This window comes from Citrobacter sp. LST-B2 (genome assembly GCF_057983045.1).
In genome coordinates this window covers 793548-810281 of record NZ_CP192598.1, presented here as the reverse complement: position 1 = coordinate 810281, position 16734 = coordinate 793548, and the positions used below count along the sequence as shown (strand labels likewise).

The following is a 16734-nucleotide window of genomic DNA, read 5'->3' as shown; positions in this document are numbered from 1 at the left end:
TACTACTGTCCGTTAAAATCTACTGGCAGCGCCCCTTATTTGTTGGTAAAAATGCTGGAAATTTCAGTTCGATGAGATTTTTACCAACATTTGCACAAGGGGGCTTATCATGCGCTTAACTGATATTGCTGTAAAAAGCGCCAAGCCTTCCGACAAGCAGATCAAGCTATCAGATGGTAAGGGGCTTTATCTGCTGGTGCATCCCAACGGTTCCAAATACTGGCAAGCGGCTTATCGCTTCGATGGTAAGCAAAAGGTCTTCTCAATTGGCACCTACCCTTCTGTATCGCTCTCAGAAGCTCGTACAAGCCTCTTAGAGATGAAATCTCTGTTAGCTAATGGAGTTGAAGTTGACCCGTTGCAGCAAAAAAAGCTGTAAAAGCTGTAAAAGCTGAGGAGCGCGGAGATTTTACGTTTGAGGCAGTGGCACGGGACTGGCACAAAAAAATGTCTGTCAGTGAGCGTTGGCAAACAAAGAAAATCATATTATGCCGTTTGATTTTTCCAAAATAAATTAACTGTTCACCGAAAACAATAAAAGAGGCTTAAAGCCTCTTTTATCGCGGTTTAAAAACTCTTAGTTTAAATGCTGATCTGTAAATAGACCCGTTTTAGTTCCAGGCATTTTTTGAGATCCCGGCCAAATGATTGTGTTGCCGATATTCCTCCGGCGTCATATTGTTCAGTAATTGATGAGGGCGTTCACAGTTATATTCTGACACCCATCTTTCCGTGATTTCCCGCACTTCATTCAGCGTTCTGAACAGATAAAAATCGAGTATTTCTGTACGGTATGTTCGGTTAAAGCGCTCAATAAAAGCATTCTGCGTCGGCTTACCCGGCTGAATAAATTCCAGTTTTACTGCATGTTGCTCTGCCCATTCAGCCAGTACAAGTGAGATAAATTCCGGACCATTATCCATGCGTAGCATGACCGGATAGCCGCGATTTGCCGCGATCCTGTCGAGTACCCGGACGACGCGCAGAGCTGCAGATTCAGATCGATTTCAATCGACAACGCCTCACGGTTAAAGTCATCAACGACATTGAACGTGCGAAAACGACAGCCACAGACCAGGGCATCATGCATAAAATCGACAGACCAGCTCTGGTTCAGCGCTTCCGGTGTGGCCAGTGGCGAGGGATTACGTACTGGCAACCGTTGTTTGCCTTTACGGCGAAAATTCAGTTTCAGCAGACAATAAATACGATGGATCCTTTTGTGATTCCACGGGTATCCCTGCCGCCGCAGAACCTGGAAAAGTTTTGGAAAACCGTACCGTGGGTATCGCTCTGCCATTGCCTGCAACGCGACAATAACGGGTTCGTCACGCGTGGTATCCGGACGGTAATGGTAAACCGTTCTGCTCAGGTTCAGACTCCGGCAGGCCTGACGGATACTGAGTCCAGATGTCATTATCAGATGAGTGACCAGCTCACGCTTAAAGGCTGGCTTTAAAGCTTTTTTTCGATAACATCTTTCAGCGCCCGGTTCTCAAGGCTCAGGTCGGCAAACATCTGTTTGAGACGCCGATTCTCGTCCTCAAGATCCTTGATCTTTTTAATATCAGAAGCCTCCATGCCGCCGTATCTGGACTTCCAGTTGTAGTAGGTGGCTTCAGATATACCGGCCTCCCGGCAGACATCCTTAACAGTTCGTCCGGCTTCAACCGATTTAATGACGGCAATGATCTGATGCTCAGTAAAACGGGCTTTACGCATAGCGATCTCCTTTGTTGGCAGATTGATTATGCCGGAGGATCTCTAAATGTGAATGGCACGATTATGCGGGATACTTACAGTATAAACTTGTAATGGATGATGGTTCACGTAGTGGGCCATCACCCTGTTAGAAAGATTTTTATTTTTTTCATGGCGCGAGAATATTTGTTTATCGATCAATGAGTCTCACTTGCCGGACTTCATAAACGAACTCTGGTTCATTTATATATTGTATAGCTATATCCCAAAGTGGATTAGTCCTGTCATTTAGGTTTTCCGCAAGTACCTTGATTTCTTCCGGCGCGTCGTCTCGGAAATATCCTTTTTTATCTTTGTTCTTATCATAACTGACTCCTGTTATCTCGAACTTTAATGGCTTTACGCGCTTAGATTTTTGTTGCTCTATGTCTTTGTGCGCGGTTTCCCATGTTAAGGCGCGAACCATCAAGTAATAGCTATGCTCATCAAACCTGCTATTTATGATGTATGAAGATTTCGGTGGATATTGTGGGTGAATTTTCCTCTTGTATAGCCCACCCGTGACAAACTTGAAGTGCAGATCGTCTGATGACATCTCATAGCGTCGACAGTTAGATATGTCTATCCAATATCCTTTTGATTGAGCCAAATTTTTTTTCACAAAGAGGATTGCACAGGCTTCCTCGGTATGAGCATATTCGCGGTATCTTTTAAGGAGTAAGTTATCCATGTGTGAGCCAACCTCGAAGTATTCATATTGCACAAATTTTAGTGTCTTTGAGACTATATAACATATGCACACATCTTCTTGTCAAGATAATAAATATTAATTTTTACAGATCTAGTTTTACTTTATTTCTTATTAGTACCATAACCATAACGTATCTTTAGACTATAAAGATAGCCTCACTGAATAACATTTACAACCAAATAACACACAATATCTGATATGGCTTTTAGTCACTTGACAAAAACTTTAAATGTATTATTGATTTATTAATGAGCATAAATATAAAAATAAAGCTCCTGTTTTGATAGCCGCCAAACAATTACAAAAAGGAGCACTAAAGGAAGGTAAAATGTTGTTTGAAGATAATATCTTTAATATGGAAAACTATAAAAGTCAAATACAAAAATACGCATTATGCTGCGATGACTTCAATGATGGTGTATATAGAAACCTAAAAGAAAGGGCGTTATTAAAAAATATATAGGGTTTAATAACAGATGGTTTGTGAATGGTTTTGTTTTCGACATAGACCATGATAATGGCGCAATCGTCTGGGATCTTGTAGGTTTACCGAAGCCTGACACGATAATACAGAGTACAAAAAATGGTCATGCGCATTTGCTCTATGCCTTAAAAAAGTCCAGTTCTAAAAACTGACTCGACAAGAATAAAACCGTTAAAGCTGGCATCAATTGTTCAATGTGGGTTTACAGAAAGATTAGATGCTGACAGAGCGTATGCAGATATTTTAATGAAAATCCTTTAAATACTAAAGAATGGCATACAACGTGGACAGATACTACGGCATATGACTTAAGCTATTTAGCTGATTTTGTTCATGATACTGTTAAGATAAAATTCTCAGAAAAAGCAAGTATAAAACTGAATGGAAAAATGTTTGCATTAAAGCGGACACAATCAGATAAAACCACATCTACTTTCAAAAACAATGATATTTCGATTACGACGATACAATCTTCATTACAAAAATCAAATATGGAAGAAGAAGGTAACGATGTCAAATTAAGCATCACCATCAGGGCAAGAAACAGTGAGAAGAAATTTTATCTGTCTGGATACTGTGGTATTTAGAAGAGTGCGTTAAGCATTCTCTTTCACATTAAACAGCCTACTGCGTCATTACAATTCCACTACCCAACTTAATAACTAAACATCGTCTATGACCAAATACGTTCTGGATAATAAAGAGAGCGGATTATAGTTTCTGAAAAAAAAGTTACGGTGAATATTAATCAGATGACTATGTTAGTGTGCCACGACAACCGCAAATCGACAGTACTGAGAACAGGGTTGAGAAGCAAAAAAATCCGTAATCCCTGGGAGATTACGGATTCTTACACAACGACTGCATCGGTCAGCTTTCGGCTTTAGAAACATGCCCGGCTATAACCGTATCCTGCTGAGAGCTCATCCCTTCACCACAATCAACGGTTCAATGTCGCTCTCTTTCTTAATAACCAGCGATTCGTCGCCACGCAGGCAGGTGCCGCCGTAGTTGCCGCCAACGGTAAAAGTGCACACCTGAATATACTTACCGGCAACGTTTGGCAGACACCAAAGCTGCTGATAAATGTTCTTCTGTGCAGCAAATTTCCCGCTGGTTTTGTCCAGCAGTTCTTCCTGATGGCTGACCAGGTCGATATTGCTGCCACAGCGACCCGCAATCGGTTTCACCGCATAACCGGTTTGCGCCAGTTCATCATTGACGACAAAATCGGTATCCAGCAGATAGCGGTGGTGCGGGAAAAGTTGCCACAGGATCGGCAGGATCGCTTTGTTACCCGGGATCACCGTCCACAGCGGCTCAAAGACCAGCACTTCCGGGCGCAGTAGCACATCGATCAACCGCACATCCTGATGGGTATGTCCGGTACGAATCGGCACGGCGGCATACTCGGTTTCGCTGACTTCACGCACCTGCTCAATCGCCGTTTCCCATGCCCAGGTTTTCCAGACGCAGTTAACCAGGCGTCCTTCACCATCAATGAGTTGTCCGGCATCGTCCCAGCGCAGTTCATCCAGCCCACGCAGGATCTTACTTTCAAACCCGGCCTGATGCAGCGCCTGCTGCATAAACTGGGCATGATAGTTCTCCTCAATATCCTTATCCTGCATGATGTGCACGAATGGACGCGCGTGGCTGTGTTTCCAGGCCCCCGCCAGCTCATTGAGCAGACCTTCCGCCGGGTTATGTCCTTTACCGGTATAGCCCTGCTCCGCCCAGCGTTCGAGGATTAGCCCCGCCTCGGTATGGCACGACGCGGAATCGGCGTTGTATTCGTACACTTTCAACCCGCGCTCATCCATACAGAAATCCATACGACCGGTGATCATATGGTGGCGACGGCGCTGCCATGAGAGACGCAAACGCGGCCAGAGGATTTTGGGAATGTCGAACAGCGCCAGCAGATTGTCGTCTTTCAGCACCTTGTCTGTAGCGTGCAGATACATCAGATGCAGCTCGTTGGTCGCTTTGATCAACTCCTGTTCGGCACTCTCGGTCATTGTGAAATACTGATACGGATCCTGATTGATCACGTGACCGTTCGCTGTCACATAGGCTTTTTGCAGCGGATCCTGTTCATCCAGCCATTTACCGTCAAACTGGCCGTTTTCTTCCAGTCTTGCCGCGCCAATCTTCAGCGAATCATTGGCGATCTCCGGCTGTGGCAGGCTGTGCCGGGTATCGTCGGTCTGGATCATCCAGCCCAGAATAGTAGTGTCGTCAAAGGTGTCTTTCAGGGTATAGCAGCCATTTTCCACCACCATCTCCAGCTCACGCGTCCACTGCTGTCCGGGAGGAAGCGGCGTGTGAATGACGTTCTGCTCGGCAATGCGGATTTTGTTATCCAGCAATTGAGTGATAATCGCGACATGGCCGGTGTCTTTAAATTCTCCGCCTTTCTGCCAGATCAGCAGCGCCCCGGCGACCGGTGCGCGAGGCGACCCGTTAGGAAACGCCTGTAGCGGCAGAATGTTGTCGTTCACCACTTCGCGCAGGAAACGCAACGAGAAAATCTCCCACGCCATGCCGACATCGGTGAACACCGCACCATAATTCAGGAAGAGGAAACGACGCGCGAATTCGACGCACTGCCATTTGTGGCCCATGTATTCGTTGTCGATGTAGCTGCGAAACGCGGCGTCATCGTCATAGTCCCGCGGGTCGAGGGAGCTGTAATCTGAAGAGTAGATCGCTACACCACCGGGGGCATAGCCCAATAATGTCCCGAACGGGGCATCCTGACTGGTCGTTCCTTTGCTCATGCACCTTACCTCAAAACTATACAGCTGGGCAGCTTCTGCTTGCCTGCCCTACACCGCCGACCATCATACACCTCAACGCAGCGGGTGCGTGCGCAACAACGAAAAATAGACAGGTGTAAATGTGCCGATCTGTTAAAGGTACGGATGGCGACCTGCTACACTGCTTCAACACAACCACTCAGAAGGCAGGTCAACATGTCAGATAACACTTATCAGCCCGCGAAAGTCTGGACGTGGGAAAAATCCAATGGCGGTGCGTTCGCCAACATCAACCGTCCTGTCTCCGGTCCGACGCACGACAAAACGCTGCCGGTCGGTAAACATCCGCTTCAGCTCTATTCGCTGGGTACGCCGAACGGCCAGAAAGTCACCATCATGCTGGAAGAACTGCTGGCACAGGGAGTGAGCGGTGCGGAATATGATGCCTGGCTGATTCGCATTGGCGAAGGCGATCAGTTTTCCAGCGGCTTTGTGGAGGTGAATCCCAACTCGAAGATCCCGGCATTGCGCGATCATTCGCAAAATCCACCGGTGCGTGTGTTTGAGTCGGGCTCGATCCTGCTGTATCTGGCAGAAAAATATGGTTATTTCCTGCCACAGGATTTAGCAAAACGTACAGAGACATTGAACTGGCTGTTCTGGCTGCAGGGTGCAGCGCCCTTCCTCGGCGGTGGTTTCGGTCATTTCTACCACTACGCGCCGGTGAAGATTGAGTACGCGATCAACCGCTTTACAATGGAAGCCAAACGCCTGCTGGACGTGCTGGATAAACAGCTGGCGAATAACGCTTACGTGGCAGGCGATGAGTACACCATTGCCGATATGGCTATCTGGCCGTGGTTTGGCAACGTGGTGCTGGGCAATGTGTACGATGCGGCAGAATTCCTTGATGCGGGCAACTATAAAAATGTGCAGCGTTGGGCAAAAGAGATAGCGGAACGTCCGGCAGTTAAACGCGGGCGAATCGTGAACCGGACCAACGGACCGTTGAATGAGCAGCTTCATGAACGTCATGATGCCAGCGATTTCGAGACCAATACCGAAGATAAGCGCCAGAATTAACGCTAAAAAATGCCGGACAGAACCTATCCGGCATTCACTCTTATGCGCTGGTGACGTCGTACTCCATACGGCGTAGTGCATCCAGCGTGGCTTTGGCTTCTTCTTCATCGATGATGCTCATCGCAAACCCCACATGCACTAACACCCACTGCCCGACCAGTTCCGCAGGACTGCCTTCACAAATCAGCGCAATATTCACATCACGCTTGATGCCGCACACTTCCACCTGCGCAAGCTGGTGAATATCTTCACCGACGGCCAGAACCTGGCCTGGAACGCCTATACACATGTCTGACTCCGCCCCATGTCACATCATGGGTTATTCAACTTCAATACTTTTCACTTTCAGCGAATCGCCGGTATCAACACGCAGTCGGTCGCCATGACAACGCGGACATTGCGCATCGTGTTGGGTGATTTCAACCGCCTGACTGCAATCCCAGCACCATGCCTGCGCCGGTTTGTAATCGATGTGCAATTCACAGCCTTGCGCCACCGTCCCCTGGCAGACAATATCAAAACTAAAACGTACCGCGCTCTCTTCAACACAGGACAGCGCGCCAATCTCCAGCCACACGCCGGTGACGCGCTTTACGCCATGCTGTTCAGCCTGCTGTTGAATGATTTCAACCGCACTCTGGCAAAGAGACAGCTCATGCATTCTGCAAACCCCGACGCCCGAACAGCAGCGCGCGACGGCTTGTCTGCGGCGCATCCGGATCGCTGACCGGCAGCGACAACAGCATGCGCGCGCAGTCATCAGCCAGACGTACGCCCTCTTCAGACGACATACTGTGATTGAGCGGTGACATCAGCGAGCAGGAGAGGTATTGCGATACACCATCCAGTTCGCCCACCGTGAATGTCATCGTGCCATACGGCAGACGCAACCCAAGCTTTTCACTGACTTTACGCACTGGCCAGAGCTGGTCTGGTCCGGGGAAAATCAGCGCGCTCAGCATCCACGGCGTAATCACACATCCCGTCCACTGCCCTTCAAACAATGTAAAGTCAGAGACATACACTGGCATATCAGGATGTAGAAAGGACAGATCGTGCATTGAACGCTGCGCAATCGCTTCAAACGCAGCCTGAACCTGTGCTTTCGGAGCAGCCTGGAACCCGGAAATCTCCTCAGACATGCGTCGCCTCCCGAGGGATCGCTTCAACGCCCGACTCACGCAGCGCAGCCAGAACCTGCGCAAGCGCAGGTTCAATCATCGCTTCAACTGTTGGCGTTAAACCAATATTCGGCTCCAGCGATTCCGGAATGACGCCAATCAGCGTCAGTTTTTTCGGAAACTCGCCGGTAAAGCGAAGGGCCGACAGAACGTCGGCCAGGCCCAATTGATGCGGGGAGATTTTGTTGGTAAACAGCGCCGGCACTTCATCATCCCGCAGGACCATGATCGTACCCGGGGTGTTTTTTCTCGAGACAATGGCGTCCGCGATGATCAGATGATCCCGGTTCGCCATGTCGCCGAGCAACTCCATACCCGCCGTACCGCCATCGAGGATTTCAACGAATTCCGGCAATTCATATCGCTGCTCTAAGGCTTCAACGATACGAACGCCGATGGCTTCATCGGTCAGCAAAATATTGCCGACCCCTAAGACTAAAATCCGCATTACAGAACCTTCACAGAGACAACTTCGTTCCCGTCAGCGTCAACAACGTGTACCGCACACGCCATACAAGGATCGAAGGAGTGAATAGTACGTACTACTTCAAGCGGTTTTTCCGGATCGGCAATCGGCGTACCTACCAGCGACTGTTCGTACGGACCGACGTCATCGTTGAAGTTACGCGGGCCGGAGTTCCAGGTTGACGGTACAACCGCCTGATAGTTACTGATGATACCGTCTTTAATCACCATCCAGTGAGAAAGCATCCCGCGCGGTGCCTCAAGGAAGCCCACACCTTTAAATTCGCCTGTCGCCGGAATATTCGGTTTCACAAACGTGGTGTGGTCGCCCTTGCCAATATTGGCGATCAGCGCACTGTACTGATTCTGCAGGATACCCTGCAGTTCACAGCAGTGAACGGTACGACCAATAATACGCCCCAGCGTAGAGTGCAACTGCGCCACTTCCAGCGTTTTGCCCGTCAGCTTCTGATAAATCGCGATGATTTCATTCAGTTTCGCTTTCGTGGCCTCACGTCCGGACGCCAGTTTAACCAGCATGTTCGCCAGCGGCCCCACTTCGACGGTTTTACCGTAGAAGGTCGGGGATTTCACCCATGAATATTTGCCATCATCCGACCAGCCGTTATATTCCGGAATGGTCGTCCCTTCCCACGGTGCCTGCGGAGCTTCGTCTTTATACCAGGCATGTTTGGCGCTCTCCTGGATCCCTTTGATCAGGTACTCGTCGGAGTGAGAGGAGATCGGACGATAGCTCGCCAGATCGGCATTCTCAATATAACCGCCAGGGAACAGGAAGCTGCCGTTTTTACCGTCGGTCGGGAATTCCGGCGCAGCCAGATAGTTGACCGCCCCCTTACCGCGCTCCAGCCATTCTGGATAGAACGCGGCGATAACCGCAGTATCGACCTTGTACACCTGTTCAACAAAGTCGCTCAGCTTGTCGATGAAAGACTTGATGTACATCAGGCGTTCCAGGTTCAGTACGCCCAGGCCGTCGAGGTTGATCGGGTTGGCAACGCCACCCACCGCCAGGTTCTGAATGTGCGGCGTTTTACCGCCCAGCAGCGCCACCACGCGGTTGGCATCACGCTGGCATTCCAGCGCCTGCAGATAGTGAGCTACCGCAATCAGGTTCACTTCCGGCGGCAGTTTCATCGCCGGATGTCCCCAGTAACCGTTGGCGAAAATCCCCAACTGGCCGCTGGCAACCAGATCTTTGATCTTGTTCTGAACTTTCGTGAACTCTTCCGCGCTGTTCAGATGCCAGGTCGACACGCCGTTCAGCATCGCTGACGCTTTTGCCGGATCGGCTTTCAGCGCCGAGGTAATATCCACCCAGTCCAGCGCCGAAAGCTGATAGAAGTGAACGATATGGTCATGAGTGGTATGCGCTGAAAGAATGATGTTACGGATGTATTGTGCGTTAACCGGAACGTCAATGTTCAGCGCGCTTTCTGCCGCACGAACCGAGGAGATCGCGTGCGTAGTCGTACAAACACCGCAAATACGTTGCACAATCATCCACGCATCACGCGGATCGCGATTTTTCACGATCTCTTCCATGCCGCGCCACATGGTACCGGAGGCCCATGCTTTTGATACAACGCCGTTTTCGATTTCGCAATCGATACGTAAGTGCCCCTCAATACGGGTTACGGGATCAATAGTAATTCTCTGGCTCATGCTTTGCTCGCCTCATGACGATTGTGATCGTTTTGTTTTAAAGGAGGAAGTATCGGCAGTAGACGAATGAGTACGATGTAAGCGCAAATCTCAATAGCCACAAAACCAATAGAAATCAACAGTTCTTCCCAGGTTGGGAAGTAGTGGTAACCGCCGCCTGGATTAAATGCCACCAGCGAATAGGACAGACGCCATGTCGCGCAACCCAGCAGCGCGCTGAGCGCAGACAGGTACAACATGCGTGAATCATTACGCCATTTAGCAACACGCAGGACGACCAGCGGGAAGACCATCAGCACGACTTCAAGCCAGAACATTGCTGAGTAGAAATCGCCGGCAAAGGCATACGACAGCTTGCCCCGGTAAACCAGCTCACCAAAGCGCAGCACGACAAAAATCGCCAACATCACGCTGATGGTGTTCGTCAACTTGATGAACAGGTTCTTCTCATCCGGGCCTTTTCCTCTCAGGCCAGCCTGAACCAGAGAGCCTTCGAAGATGACGATCGAGAAGCCCATAATAAAGGCGGTCAATACCGAGAACAGCGGCAGCATTTCATAGCTTTGCCACAGCGGATGCACTTTGTAGCCTGCCGAGATCATCAGCGAGCCCATTGAGGACTGGTGCATGGTCGGCAACAGCGCTCCGAGAGCGATGATGAAGAACATCAGCTTATTCAGGCGTTTCAGCGACACCTTCCAGCCCAGACGTTCAAACAACGCAGGGGCAAATTCCAGCGCCATCACCCCAATGTAGATGGTCATACAGACCGCCGTCTCGAACAACACCGAGTTCACGTTGAAGTGACCCGGAATGTAGAAGTACGGCAGGTTCCAGTAACGACCCACATCAATGGTAATCGACAAGCCACCCAGAGAATAACCAAACAGACTCGCCAGCAGCGCCGGACGCACCAGCGGATGGTATTGTCCCCGGTTGAAGACATACACCGCCCATGCCAGCGCCCAACCGCCACAGGCAAAGCCGGTGCCGATTAACAGGTCAAAGGCAATCCAGACGCCCCATGGGAAACCGCCGTTCAGATCGGAGACAGACCCCAATCCAAATACCAGACGCTTCACGATCAGGAGCATACAGAGGATGATTAACGGCCCGAAGATGATGACCGGTTTGCTGATAATTTTGCCGCCCAGCGGTTTAGGATCATGACTCATGATCGTCTCCTCCGTCGTGATGGTCGTTTTTGGTATTACGACGAACCAGCACGGTCAAGCCCGCCAGCACGGCCAGTGGTAGCATCATGCCTTTATACAGGGTGTGTTGAACATGTTCGGAACGCGCGCCGGTTGAAATCTCATCCAGCTTCGGCAGATCCAGATTCTCGTAAGGCACCCCGGTCAGTACCAGCACCTGAGTCCCACCGCCCTCTTTTTCACCGTAAAGATGTGGATAGTACTTCGGCACAGTATGCACGTAGGTATCGCCCGTTTTCAGGGTTTGACGCGGATAGTGGTATTCGCTGCCAGGCTTCAGCGCCAGACGCTTTTGCGCCTCGGCCATCAACTCTTCACGGGTACCAAAAATGACCGCACCGGCAGGACAAACCTCAACACAGCCCGGCAAGCCGCCCTTATCGAGACGCTCAACGCCTTTCTGGTTACACAATTCACATTTGTGAAGCGCACCAAACGGGTTGTTGTAGTCATACTTCGGCACGTTGTACGGACAGGCAACCATGCAGTAACGGCAGCCGGTACAAACGTCTTTGTTGTAATGAACGATGCCGGTTTTCGGATCTTTTTTCAGTGCGGAAACCGGGCAGACGGAAACGCAGTTGGGATCGACGCAGTGCATACACTGTTTCTTGATGTATGCATAGCCGTTCTCTTCCTGATCTTTATTCACGCCTGTACCGCTACGCCACACCTGAATGATGTTATTGGTGTACGGCGACAGTTTGTCGTTGTTCGACCAGGTCTGCTCCCCTTCCGGGTTACGCGCCGGGAAGTTGATATCCTGACACTTGGTCACACAGGCCTGACAGCCCACGCACAGCGTCGAGTCATACAACATACCCAGAGAACCGGGGATGGGCGGGCGATTTTCTGCAGCCGCGTGGCTGATAGACGGCGCAGCGCCTAACAGCAACGCCCCGCCGGAGGCTGCTTTGATAAAGTTACGTCTGTTCACGGTTATTCTCCCCGTGAGTCAGCGTTATCTTTCTTTTGCTGACGCCCCAGTTCACGTACCGCCATCACGCTGACGCCGGCTACCAGACCGACAACGCCGCCAAGCAACCCAATAGCGCCGGCAGAAATGTTGCCGCCCTCTTTCATGTTCACATCAGGTTTTTCGGAGCGGGGTGTCTGATTTTCCACGTGAGCAAGTTGGTGAATGCCCTTATGGAAACCAACGCCTTCTTCGTTGCAGCCGTAGCATGGGTGACCAATCGCCACCGGCCAGACGCCGCCAACGTCGCAGAATTGCAGTGTGGAGCAGTTGCCCCAGGTCTCAGGCCCTTTACAGCCGAGGTGGTAGAGGCACCAGCCTTCGCGGTGACCTTCATCGCCGAACTCTTTCGCAAAGCGACCCGCATCGAAGTGCGGACGACGTTCGCAGTGCTCGTGAATCAGGCGGCCATAGGCGAAGGTCGGACGGTTTTTCGCATCCAGCTTCGGCGGCTTGCCCCAGGTGATGATATGGGCGACGGTCGCCAGGAAGTTATGCGGGTTCGGCGGACAGCCCGGAATGTTGATGATGGTTTTACCCGGCAGAACTTCCTGCAGGCCAACCGCACCGGTCGGGTTCACGCCAGCAGCGGCGACGCCGCCCCATGCAGCGCAGGAACCGATAGCGATAATTGCCGCCGCGCCTTCTGCCGCTTTGCGGATATGATCCACAATGGGCTCACCGGCAACCATGCAGTAAATACCGTTATCTTTTAGCGGGATGGAACCATCAACGACCAACACATACTGCCCTTTGTATTTCTCGAGCGCATTGTGTTTGTTCTCTTCAACCTGGTGGCCGAAGGCGGCGGAAAGCACCTCATGGTATTCCAGAGAGATGGTCTCTAGGACAAGGTTTTCTACCGTAGGGTGGGTCGCGCGAAGCAGGGATTCGGTACAGCCCGTGCATTCCTGAGCACCAATCCAGACAACCGGCGGGCGCTGCGGACGGGATACCGACTCAGCCATTTCGGCGGCGGCTTTGCTGCTAAGCCCCATTGTGGCGGCGAGTGCTGCACAAAGCTTCATGAAATCACGGCGGTTGACGCCATGGGAATTGATGAGAGTGTTATCTCCAGTCATTTTATAGTTATTCCGTTACGAAGACCTGGCTCTTATTTTGCATCAATCGCAAAACCGTAACTGCGATCGGTGCGCCATTTACCACACTTTTGTTATGGTTATGTAGTCTATGATACTGCGAGGGGATACTAAAACGAAGGGAATAGCCGGTAGTGTAATTAATTAAAGCAAGATAATACCCCCTTTGGATCAACCTTCGAGTCGATAGCCGGCCATAAAAAAACGAATCGTGATGCTGGACTGATTTTCCCGAAAGAAATCCATCACCATTTCTTTATCTAACCCATAGCGACGCGTCAGGATCCCCGCTTCCCAGGCGCTGAGTTGCCTGTCGCCGGTTTTTTCAAACATGCGATGCGAGAATCCTAGTACGAAGCCACGTTTATAATCCGAACAAAATTTCGCTACGTTTCGGGCGCTGTCAGCCTGCGTGGCGTTTAATCCGGCCATCAGACCCTTGCCAAAATGATTATTCATGACCTCTCCCCAATCGCTATACAATAAATTATATAGCGATATTTTAAGCAAAGGCCAGAGGGTTCAGCGACTTTTTACTGGGCCTTAGAATGCCACCCATTCATCGCCTGCCGCTGTGGGAGTCGGGCGTCGCTGCCCGGCGGGAGCGGCACCTTTTCCGGGGAGACTGGGGGCGTCATTTTGCGATAACCGGAACTGTTGCACAGAACGTTGTAAATCTTCCGTTTGTCTCTCCAGCGCCGCAGCCGCGGCGGAAACCTGCTCCACCAGCGCGGCGTTTTGCTGCGTAACGCCATCCATCTGAGTAATCGCAACGCCCACCTGCGAAATCCCTTTGCTCTGTTCTTCAGACGCCGAGGCAATTTGTTTCATGATGGTGTTCACTTCCGTCACGCCACGCAGGAGCGCCTCCATCGTTGAGCCGGTATCCTTCACCAGCGTCGCGCCGTGGTCGACACGGCGCACGGATTCGGCAATCAGTGTTTCAATCTCTTTTGCCGCGTTTGCACTGCGGCTTGCCAGATTACGCACTTCACCTGCGACGACGGCAAATCCACGCCCTTGCTCACCCGCACGCGCCGCTTCGACCGCAGCGTTCAATGCAAGAATGTTGGTCTGGAAGGCAATGCTATTGATGACGGTCGTAATTTCCGCAATCTGCTTCGAGCTGGCGGAAATTCCGTCCATGGTCTCGACCACTTCGGACACCAGCGAACCGCCTTTTCCTGCCGTGCGTGATGCCGCATCAGCCAGAAGACTTGCCTGACGGGCGTTATCCGCATTCAGTTTCACCGTTGCGGTGAGCTGCTCCATGCTGGCAGCCGTCTCTTCCAGCGCCGCAGCCTGCTCTTCCGTTCGCGATGAAAGATCGTTGTTGCCGCTGGAGATTTCAGTGGCGCCGCGCCAGATATTATCGCTGCCAGAACGGATAGTATTCACGGCGTCGCGCAGACTGTCCTGCATCGCCCGTAATAAAGGCACTAATTGGCCGACGCAGTTGCGGCCAATATCGTCAATCGGCTGACTGAGATCGCCCTGAGCAATCTGGCGAAACTGTTGGCGGATCCGCGCCAGCGGTTTCACCAGCATGGTCACCAGATAGCGATCGGTGAAGAAGAGAATTGCAATGCCCAGGATCACCGCGCCAATGATTAGGGTACGGATGATCGACGTTTTGCCATCTACCATGACGCGGGTTTGATCGAGCATCACACCTGCGGCCTTATTAAAGCGTTCTGCACTGGCACCAAACGCCCGGCTCAACGCAGGCGTCACATTATTCGCCTGCTCACTCCATGCACTCTGCGTGCCCTGCTGCGCCAGTTGCATTTGCGGCGTGACGCCTTTATCGAGCAGATCCTGCCAGCTCGCCAGCACCGCAGCGGCAACCTCAGGATCCATCGGCCCTGGCGAGAGCGTTTTCATTTCCTGCAACTTTTTGCTCATGTTATCCAGCGCCTGCTGCACGGGAGCGAAATCCGGCGTGCCGCCACTGGCTTTCAACTCCATCGCACGACTGAGGCGGGTAACAAAGCGGAAATATTGATCGTTGCCCTGGCTGAGCACCGTCATCTGGCGAACAAGATGGCGATCGACTTCGTTGCCTTCTGACACTTTTGACAGCGCGTGAACGCTATATAATCCCACTCCTGACCAGAGAAGACAAAAGACGCCCAGTATTGTCAGCATGACAAGACGAATGGTGAAGTTTTGCAAAAGTCGCATAGATATATCCTTGCCATATTAAAGGGATTCGCCATCTGGCGAGACTCACCTTCGTTATCGGCAAAGAGTGAAGAATATATACTTACTTTTAGTTTTTTTACTCTCGCAAACAATATCCCTGGTCGCTGTATACATATAAAAGATAATGAAAAATGCCATCAGTATTAATCAATCGTTTATTTTCCTTTTTTTTATCATAAATATTTATCAAACCATCCCAACGTTCGTTTCCATGCTAATTCGGCGGCAGCCTCGTCATATCGCGGTGTGGAATCATTATGAAATCCGTGGTTTACACCGGGATAGATCCAGGCTTCATAGACCTTATTGTTGGCCTTCAGCGCGGCTTCATAGGCGGGCCAGCCTTCATTGATATTTTTATCCAGCGCCGCGTAGTGCAGCAGGATCGGCGCTTTTATCTTCGGCACATCCGCAGCGGCAGGCTGGCGACCATAAAACGGCACCGCACACGCCAGTTCAGGATAGGCCACGGCAGCGGCATTTGAGACGCCACCGCCGTAACAAAATCCGGTGATCCCCACTTTCCCGCTGGCGTCCGGGTGTTGCTTCATAAACTCGACGGCAGCGAAAAAGTCATTCATCAGCTTTGTCGGATCCACTTTCTGCTGCAAGACCTTCCCTTCTTCATCGTTTCCTGGATAGCCACCTACCGAGCTTAAACCGTCGGGTGCCAGCGCAATGTAGCCCGCTTTTGCTACCCGCCTTGCAACATCTTCAATATAAGGATTCAGCCCCCGGTTCTCATGTACCACCACCACGACTGATACCTTGCCCGTTGTGTTGACCGGCTTCACCAGATAGCCGCGCACGCTGCCATGACCGTTTGGTGACGGATAATGAATATATTCAGGCAATATATCGGGATCGGTAAATTTCACCTGTTCCGCCAGCGCGTAGTTGGGCTTGAGCATATTGAAGAGCGCCAGCGCCGTCACCCCGCCAACGGCGTACTTTGCCGCAAGATTGAGGAACTCCCGTTTTGAGATTTTCCCGTGGGCGTAGTAGTCATAATAATCGAGTAATTCTTGCGGAAAATCTTTGGCTGTCAGACGCGTCATCGCATATCTCCGGGATTTGTGATTCTATAAGCATAGAATGAAAACGCTGTTTCGAAAATTCATCACAA

16 protein-coding genes and 2 pseudogenes are annotated in these 16734 nt (G+C 50.9%); 4 read left to right on the top strand and 14 right to left on the bottom strand.

Going from position 1 to position 16734, the window contains the following annotated elements; translation table 11 throughout:
• Positions 1 to 109 precede the first annotated feature (109 nt).
• Positions 110 to 438 (top strand): annotated as a pseudogene (locus ACQ0PY_RS03995) (Arm DNA-binding domain-containing protein); the annotation flags it as partial.
• 173 nt (positions 439 to 611) lie between these two features.
• Here ACQ0PY_RS03995 and ACQ0PY_RS03990 read toward each other — a convergent pair.
• A pseudogene (locus ACQ0PY_RS03990) lies at positions 612 to 1722 on the bottom strand (IS3 family transposase).
• A 169-nt stretch (positions 1723 to 1891) separates the two neighbouring features.
• Entirely contained in the window at positions 1892 to 2431 is a 540-nt protein-coding gene (locus tag ACQ0PY_RS03985; RefSeq protein ID WP_044255706.1) for a hypothetical protein, read from the bottom strand.
• Positions 2432 to 2935: 504 nt separating this feature from the next.
• Between ACQ0PY_RS03985 and ACQ0PY_RS03980 the strand changes: the two genes are divergently transcribed.
• Both ACQ0PY_RS03980 and ACQ0PY_RS03975 read left to right on the top strand, forming a co-directional pair.
• Entirely contained in the window at positions 2936 to 3088 is a 153-nt protein-coding gene (locus ACQ0PY_RS03980) for a replication initiation protein (RefSeq protein ID WP_231912847.1), read from the top strand.
• 10 nt (positions 3089 to 3098) lie between these two features.
• Entirely contained in the window at positions 3099 to 3197 is a 99-nt protein-coding gene (locus ACQ0PY_RS03975; protein ID WP_317987699.1) for a hypothetical protein, read from the top strand.
• A 662-nt stretch (positions 3198 to 3859) separates the two neighbouring features.
• Here ACQ0PY_RS03975 and gss read toward each other — a convergent pair.
• On the bottom strand, positions 3860 to 5719 hold the full coding sequence (gene gss, locus ACQ0PY_RS03970; protein ID WP_054177121.1) for a bifunctional glutathionylspermidine amidase/synthase: 1860 nt from the start codon (positions 5717 to 5719) through the stop codon (positions 3860 to 3862).
• Positions 5720 to 5914: 195 nt separating this feature from the next.
• On the opposite strand from gss, the gene yghU reads away from it, so the two are divergent.
• Complete coding sequence (gene yghU / locus ACQ0PY_RS03965; RefSeq protein ID WP_042998136.1) at positions 5915 to 6781, top strand: glutathione-dependent disulfide-bond oxidoreductase; 867 nt, start codon at positions 5915 to 5917, stop codon at positions 6779 to 6781.
• Between the two features lie 40 nt (positions 6782 to 6821).
• On the opposite strand, the gene hybG is transcribed toward yghU, so the two are convergent.
• The 11 genes from hybG to yghX all read right to left on the bottom strand — a co-directional run bounded on the left by hybG (position 6822) and on the right by yghX (position 16666).
• Positions 6822 to 7070: a hydrogenase maturation factor HybG gene (hybG, locus tag ACQ0PY_RS03960; protein ID WP_042998137.1), complete on the bottom strand. Its 249-nt coding sequence runs from the start codon at positions 7068 to 7070 to the stop codon at positions 6822 to 6824.
• A gap of 30 nt (positions 7071 to 7100) precedes the next feature.
• Entirely contained in the window at positions 7101 to 7442 is a 342-nt protein-coding gene (hypA, locus tag ACQ0PY_RS03955) for a hydrogenase maturation nickel metallochaperone HypA (protein WP_042324177.1), read from the bottom strand.
• The gene (gene hybE, locus ACQ0PY_RS03950) at positions 7435 to 7923 is read right to left on the bottom strand and encodes a hydrogenase-2 assembly chaperone (RefSeq protein WP_061070586.1); all 489 of its coding nucleotides are present in this window, start codon (positions 7921 to 7923) and stop codon (positions 7435 to 7437) included. The genes hypA and hybE overlap by 8 nt, the downstream gene beginning before the upstream one ends.
• Positions 7916 to 8410 carry a HyaD/HybD family hydrogenase maturation endopeptidase gene (locus ACQ0PY_RS03945; protein WP_109739828.1) on the bottom strand — a complete coding sequence of 165 codons (495 nt, stop codon included), beginning with the start codon at positions 8408 to 8410 and terminating at the stop codon, positions 7916 to 7918. The genes hybE and ACQ0PY_RS03945 overlap by 8 nt, the downstream gene beginning before the upstream one ends.
• Positions 8410 to 10113, bottom strand: a complete 1704-nt coding sequence (hybC, locus tag ACQ0PY_RS03940; RefSeq protein WP_042998140.1) for a hydrogenase 2 large subunit — start codon at positions 10111 to 10113, stop codon at positions 8410 to 8412. The genes ACQ0PY_RS03945 and hybC overlap by 1 nt, the downstream gene beginning before the upstream one ends.
• Positions 10110 to 11288: a Ni/Fe-hydrogenase cytochrome b subunit gene (gene hybB, locus ACQ0PY_RS03935; RefSeq protein WP_042998141.1), complete on the bottom strand. Its 1179-nt coding sequence runs from the start codon at positions 11286 to 11288 to the stop codon at positions 10110 to 10112. Before hybB ends, hybC begins: the two co-directional genes overlap by 4 nt.
• Positions 11278 to 12264, bottom strand: a complete 987-nt coding sequence (gene hybA / locus ACQ0PY_RS03930; RefSeq protein WP_042998142.1) for a hydrogenase 2 operon protein HybA — start codon at positions 12262 to 12264, stop codon at positions 11278 to 11280. Before hybA ends, hybB begins: the two co-directional genes overlap by 11 nt.
• A gap of 2 nt (positions 12265 to 12266) precedes the next feature.
• Positions 12267 to 13385, bottom strand: coding sequence for a hydrogenase 2 small subunit (gene hybO / locus ACQ0PY_RS03925; protein ID WP_042998143.1), 1119 nt, complete (start codon positions 13383 to 13385; stop codon positions 12267 to 12269).
• A gap of 189 nt (positions 13386 to 13574) precedes the next feature.
• Positions 13575 to 13862, bottom strand: a complete 288-nt coding sequence (locus tag ACQ0PY_RS03920; protein ID WP_042998144.1) for a DUF2623 family protein — start codon at positions 13860 to 13862, stop codon at positions 13575 to 13577.
• Positions 13863 to 13946: 84 nt separating this feature from the next.
• A complete protein-coding gene (locus ACQ0PY_RS03915; protein WP_042998145.1) occupies positions 13947 to 15587 on the bottom strand; it encodes a methyl-accepting chemotaxis protein in 1641 nt (546 codons plus the stop codon).
• A gap of 194 nt (positions 15588 to 15781) precedes the next feature.
• Positions 15782 to 16666 (bottom strand): YghX family hydrolase, encoded by an 885-nt coding sequence (gene yghX, locus ACQ0PY_RS03910; RefSeq protein WP_109739827.1) that lies wholly within the window; start codon positions 16664 to 16666, stop codon positions 15782 to 15784.
• Between the last annotated feature and the right edge of the window lie 68 nt (positions 16667 to 16734).

Coding starts and splice junctions, on each gene's coding strand:
- ACQ0PY_RS03915 (WP_042998145.1), bottom strand. CDS start 15,587: ATGCGACTTTTGCAAAACTTCACCATTCGTCTTGTCATGCTGACAATA.
- yghU (WP_042998136.1), top strand. CDS start 5,915: ATGTCAGATAACACTTATCAGCCCGCGAAAGTCTGGACGTGGGAAAAA.
- ACQ0PY_RS03985 (WP_044255706.1), bottom strand. CDS start 2,431: ATGGATAACTTACTCCTTAAAAGATACCGCGAATATGCTCATACCGAG.
- hypA (WP_042324177.1), bottom strand. CDS start 7,442: ATGCATGAGCTGTCTCTTTGCCAGAGTGCGGTTGAAATCATTCAACAG.
- hybO (WP_042998143.1), bottom strand. CDS start 13,385: ATGACTGGAGATAACACTCTCATCAATTCCCATGGCGTCAACCGCCGT.
- ACQ0PY_RS03920 (WP_042998144.1), bottom strand. CDS start 13,862: ATGAATAATCATTTTGGCAAGGGTCTGATGGCCGGATTAAACGCCACG.
- hybE (WP_061070586.1), bottom strand. CDS start 7,923: ATGTCTGAGGAGATTTCCGGGTTCCAGGCTGCTCCGAAAGCACAGGTT.
- ACQ0PY_RS03945 (WP_109739828.1), bottom strand. CDS start 8,410: ATGCGGATTTTAGTCTTAGGGGTCGGCAATATTTTGCTGACCGATGAA.
- hybB (WP_042998141.1), bottom strand. CDS start 11,288: ATGAGTCATGATCCTAAACCGCTGGGCGGCAAAATTATCAGCAAACCG.
- hybC (WP_042998140.1), bottom strand. CDS start 10,113: ATGAGCCAGAGAATTACTATTGATCCCGTAACCCGTATTGAGGGGCAC.
- yghX (WP_109739827.1), bottom strand. CDS start 16,666: ATGACGCGTCTGACAGCCAAAGATTTTCCGCAAGAATTACTCGATTAT.
- gss (WP_054177121.1), bottom strand. CDS start 5,719: ATGAGCAAAGGAACGACCAGTCAGGATGCCCCGTTCGGGACATTATTG.
- hybG (WP_042998137.1), bottom strand. CDS start 7,070: ATGTGTATAGGCGTTCCAGGCCAGGTTCTGGCCGTCGGTGAAGATATT.